The following is a 4,527-nucleotide window of genomic DNA, read 5'->3' as shown; positions in this document are numbered from 1 at the left end:
ACAACGCGCCGTCGGGCGGGTTCGCGGGTTCGATCACGGCGGCGCTGTTCCTTCCCCGCTTCGCCGCGCCGGCGCGGCGCTATCTCCACTTCGACATCTATTCCTGGTCCGCCTCCGATGCGCCGGGCCGGCCCAAGGGCGGGCTCGGCCAGGGCACCCGCGCCCTCTACGAGGCCCTGCCGGAGGTGCTTGGCACATGACCCGCGACAGCCGCGTCACCCCCTTCAACGGGCGCGTCGCCCATGTCTCGCTGGAGGGCGAGGTCGAGGCCGAGAGCTTCGTCGAGGGCCAGTGGATGACGGTCCAGCAGCCCATCGTGAACCTCGTGCGCGAGCCGGGCGGCGGCCGGGAGAGCCAGCTCCTCTTCGGCGAGCGGTTCCTCGTCCTCGACCGGCGCGACGGCTTCGCCTTCGGCCAGTGCGCGCGCGACGGCTACGTCGGCTGGGTCGGCTCGGGCGCGCTGACCGAGGCGCCGGAGGCGACGCACTGGGTCGTCTCGCCCGCGACGCACCTCTACCCGAAGGCCGACGCCAAGGCGCAGGCCGAGGTCGCGCTGTTCTTCGGCAGCGCAGTCCACGTCACCGGTGAGCGGCAGGGCTTCCTCCGCATCCAGACCGGACACTACGTCCCCGCGCAGCACCTGATGCCGATGGCCGCGCGCTTCTCCGACCCGGTGGGGATCGCCGACCTGTTCCTCGGCACGCCCTATCTCTGGGGCGGGTCGAGCCGCTGGGGCCTCGACTGCTCGGGCCTGGTCCAGCTCGCGCTCCTGGCTTGCGGCCTCGACTGCCCGCGCGACAGCGACCAGCAGGCCGAGGCGCTCGGCGAGGACATCGGGGAGAACGAGACGCTCCGGCGCGGCGACCTGGTGTTCTGGGAGGGGCATGTCGGGATCATGGCGGACGCGCGTATGCTGCTCCACGCGAACGCCCATCACATGTCGGTCGCCTACGAGCCGCTGGAGGACGCCGCCGCGCGCATCGCGGAGAAGGGCAGCGACATCACCCGGCGCAAGCGTCTGGCCGAGGACTGATCCTCAGTCCACCGCGCGGATCAGCTTGCGCTCGAGGACCCGCAGCACGGTCCTCAGGTCGTGCCCGCGCTTGAGAACGCGGCCGTCCATGCCGATCACGGCGTACTGCCCCTGGGCACGGGCGAGCTTCGGCCGCTTCTCGATCCGGTAGAGCGGCTGCTCCGCGCTCCGCCGGAAGACGGAGAAGACGGCCACGTCGGAGAGATGCGAGATCCCGTAGTCCCGCCACTCGCCCGCGGCGACCATCCGCCCGTAGACCCCGAGGATGACGCCGAGTTCCCGCCGGTCGAAGGCCACGGTCTCGGCGAAGGATGTCGGCCCGGCGGGCTGGAAGTGCATCACCATCCCCCGATGGTGGGCGCGATGGGGCCGGAAATCAAGCTTTCCGGCCCGCACCCTCGTTTCGCGTCAGGCCCGCACCAGCTCCTCGTAGGCGGTCGCCACGTCGCGGACCATGGCGCCGACCTCGAAGCTGTAGTCGCCGATCTGTCCCACGGGCGTCACCTCGGCGGCGGTGCCGGTCAGCCAGCACTGCTCGAAGCTTTCGAGCTCGCCGGGCAGGATGTGGCGCTGGTGGACCTTCACCTGCCGGTCCTCGAGCATCCCGATCACCGTCTGGCGCGTGATGCCGTTGAGGAACACGTCCGCGACGGGCGTGTGGACCTCGCCGTCCTTCACGAAGAAGATGTTTGCGCCCGTCGCCTCGGCCACGTAGCCGCGGTAGTCCATGAACAGCGCGTCCGAGCAGCCCTTGGCCTCGGCGGCGTGCTTGGACATCGTGCAGATCATGTAGAGGCCGGCGGCCTTGGCGTGGACCGGGATCGTCTCGGGCGAGGGGCGCTTCCACTTGGAGATGTCGAGCTTCGCGCCCTTCATCTTGGCGTCGCCGTAGTAGGCGCCCCAGGCCCAGGACGCGACCGCGAGACGGACGGGGTTCCGCGCGGAGCTCACGCCCATGTCCTCGCCCGAGCCGCGCCAGGCGACGGCGCGCACGTAGGCGTCCGAGAGGTCGTTGGCCTTCATCACCGCATACTTGGCCGCCTCGATCTCGTCCACGGTCCAGGGGATGTCGATGTCGAGCATGCGCCCCGAGGCGAGCAGCCGCTCGGAGTGCTTGCGGCTCTCGAAGATCTTGCCGTTGTAGGCGCGCTCCCCCTCGAAGACCGAGGAGGCGTAGTGCATCGCATGGGTCAGGATGTGGATGTTCGCGTCGCGCCAGGGCACGAGCTTGCCGTCCATCCAGATCCAGCCGTCGCGGTCGTCGTAGGCTCCTGCCATGGGTCTCTTCCTTCGCAGCCTCTTGCCGGGCGATCCGGCGCCTTCTTTTCGATTGTTGCGCAGGTTATGGCCGCAACGGACATAAAGTTACGCAAAACCTGCCCGTCGCTATCAATTGATTCTTGGAAAGTCAACAAGGCTGACATAAAGTCGGGCTGCGCCGGAGAAACCGGAAGGAAGGGACAGGGCCCATGGCCGAACGAACCTCAAGCGCCGTGCTGGGGCGGAGCGAGAGCCTGCTGTTCCTCACGGACGACCAGCTTCGCCGCGGGATCGAGGCGATGTTCTTCGCCTATCGCGGCTTCACCGCCGATCCCGACCGCATCCTCCAGGAATACGGCTACGGCCGCGCGCATCACCGGGCCATCCACTTCATCAACCGCTCGCCGGGCACGACGGTGAACAACCTCCTGTCGATCCTCGGCGTCACCAAGCAGTCGCTGAACCGGGTCCTGCGCACGCTGGTCGAGGACGGCCTCGTGGACAGCCGCGTCGGCACGCGGGACAAGCGCGAGCGCCACCTCTTCCTCACGGAGAAGGGGGCCGACCTGGAACGGCAGCTTTCCGAGGCGCAGCGCGGCCGGATGCGCGCGGCCTTCCGCAACGCGGGCCCCGAGGCTGTCGCGGGCTTCCGCGCGGTGCTCGAGCAGATGATGGACCCCGAGATGCGGCGGCACTACCTCGACGGAACGGACGGCGGCTGATGACCGAGATCGGCGCGCATCTCCTCATCGTCGACGACGACGAGCGTATCCGGGGGCTCCTGCAGAAGTTCCTGGTGCGCAACGGCTACATGACGACGGCCGCGCGCGACGCCGCGCATGCGCGGCGGCTCCTGGCGGGGCTCGACTTCGACCTGATCGTGCTCGACGTGATGATGCCGGGCGAGGACGGGCTCAGCCTGACGCGCGACCTGCGCCAGACGCTGCAGACGCCGATCCTGCTCCTGACCGCCAAGGGCGAGGCGGGCGACCGGATCACCGGGCTCGAGGCGGGCGCCGACGATTACCTGGTCAAGCCGTTCGAGCCCAAGGAGCTTCTCCTGCGGGTGAATGCGATCCTCCGCCGCGTGCCCCGGCAGCCGCTGGAATCGCAGGTGGTGCAGGTGCTGCATCTCGGGCCGATCCGCTACGACATGGAGCGGGGCGAGCTCTGGCGCGGGTCGGAGGTGGTGCGCCTCACGGCGACCGAGGCCGCACTGATGCGGATCTTCTCGGGCCAGCCGAACCAGGCCTTCACCCGCTCGGACCTCGTGGGCCTTCTCAACCGCGACAAGGGCCCCTCGGGCGAGCAAGTGCAGGAGCGCGCGGTGGACGTGCAGATCACGCGGCTCCGCAAGAAGATCGAGCTGAACCCCAAGCAGCCGCGCTACCTTCAGACGGTGCGCGGCGCGGGCTACATGCTGGCGCCGGACTGAAGGGACACCCGACACATGACCACGCTTCTCGTCGAGAACCCGCAGGGCCTCGAACACGTGACGCCGCCCAGCCACCCCGAGCAGGTCGCGCGCCTCGAGGCGGTGAGGGCCGCGCTGGCCGCCGCGCCCTTTGCCGGTCTTTCCCGGGCGGAGGCGCCGGTGGCGACGCGGCAGGACCTGATGCTCGCCCATCCCACCGGCTACATCGACCGGATCGAGGCAGCGATGCCCTCCTCCGGCTGGTCCGCGCTCGACCCCGACACCCACGCCAGCCCCGGCACCTGGGAGGCGGCGCTGCGCGGCGTCGGCGGCTGCGTCGCGGCGGTCGACGCGGTGCTCGACGGGCAGGCGGCGAACGCCTTCGTCGCGACACGCCCGCCCGGCCACCACGCCGAGAAGACGCGCGCCATGGGCTTCTGCCTCTTCGGGAACGCCGCCATCGCCGCGCTTCACGCGGTGGAGCGGCGGGGCCTGTCGCGCGTCGCGGTGGTGGATTTCGACGTCCACCACGGCAACGGAACGCAGGACATCCTGTGGGAGGAGCGGCGCACGCTCTTCGTCTCGAGCCACCAGATGCCGCTCTACCCCGGCACCGGCGCCCCGTCCGAGCGCGGCGTGGCGGGCAACGTGCGCAACGTGCCGCTGCCCCCCGGCTCCGGCGGCGCCGAGATGCGGGCGGTCTACGAGGCGCAGGTCTTCCCGCTGCTCCGCAGCTTCGCGCCGGAACTCCTGATCCTGTCGGCCGGTTTCGACGCGCATCGCCACGACCCGCTGGCGAACCTCGACTGGACGGAGCAGG

The 4,527-nt window shown here is 70.1% G+C and carries 6 protein-coding genes and 1 pseudogene; 5 read left to right on the top strand and 2 right to left on the bottom strand.

Going from position 1 to position 4,527, the window contains the following annotated elements; all coding sequences use genetic code 11:
* A pseudogene (locus ACTS11_RS15585) lies at nt 1-200 on the top strand (leucyl aminopeptidase family protein); the annotation flags it as partial.
* Nucleotides 197-1,033, top strand: coding sequence for a C40 family peptidase (locus ACTS11_RS15580; protein ID WP_442641215.1), 837 nt, complete (start codon nt 197-199; stop codon nt 1,031-1,033). The pseudogene ACTS11_RS15585 and the gene ACTS11_RS15580, both read left to right, overlap by 4 nt.
* A 3-nt stretch (nt 1,034-1,036) precedes the next feature.
* On the opposite strand, the gene ACTS11_RS15575 is transcribed toward ACTS11_RS15580, so the two are convergent.
* The gene (locus tag ACTS11_RS15575) at nt 1,037-1,372 is read right to left on the bottom strand and encodes a DUF2794 domain-containing protein (protein ID WP_442641214.1); all 336 of its coding nucleotides are present in this window, start codon (nt 1,370-1,372) and stop codon (nt 1,037-1,039) included.
* 69 nt (nt 1,373-1,441) lie between these two features.
* Nucleotides 1,442-2,311, bottom strand: coding sequence for a branched-chain amino acid aminotransferase (locus ACTS11_RS15570; protein ID WP_442641213.1), 870 nt, complete (start codon nt 2,309-2,311; stop codon nt 1,442-1,444).
* Nucleotides 2,312-2,502: 191 nt separating this feature from the next.
* Here ACTS11_RS15570 and ACTS11_RS15565 point away from each other — a divergent pair, with 191 nt between their 5' ends.
* From ACTS11_RS15565 to ACTS11_RS15555, 3 genes are all read left to right on the top strand, one after another.
* Nucleotides 2,503-3,015, top strand: coding sequence for a MarR family winged helix-turn-helix transcriptional regulator (locus tag ACTS11_RS15565; protein WP_442641212.1), 513 nt, complete (start codon nt 2,503-2,505; stop codon nt 3,013-3,015).
* Nucleotides 3,015-3,728: a response regulator gene (locus tag ACTS11_RS15560; protein ID WP_442641211.1), complete on the top strand. Its 714-nt coding sequence runs from the start codon at nt 3,015-3,017 to the stop codon at nt 3,726-3,728. Before ACTS11_RS15565 ends, ACTS11_RS15560 begins: the two co-directional genes overlap by 1 nt.
* A gap of 15 nt (nt 3,729-3,743) precedes the next feature.
* Nucleotides 3,744-4,527: histone deacetylase family protein (locus tag ACTS11_RS15555; RefSeq protein ID WP_442641210.1), on the top strand; the 784-nt coding region annotated here is incomplete at its 3' end.

It is taken from the genome of Roseicyclus sp. (assembly GCF_052168335.1).
In the GTDB taxonomy this organism is placed as follows: domain Bacteria; phylum Pseudomonadota; class Alphaproteobacteria; order Rhodobacterales; family Rhodobacteraceae; genus Roseibacterium.
The sequence above is the reverse complement of the archived record's forward strand: the minus strand, read 5'-3'. Positions and strand labels throughout refer to the sequence as shown.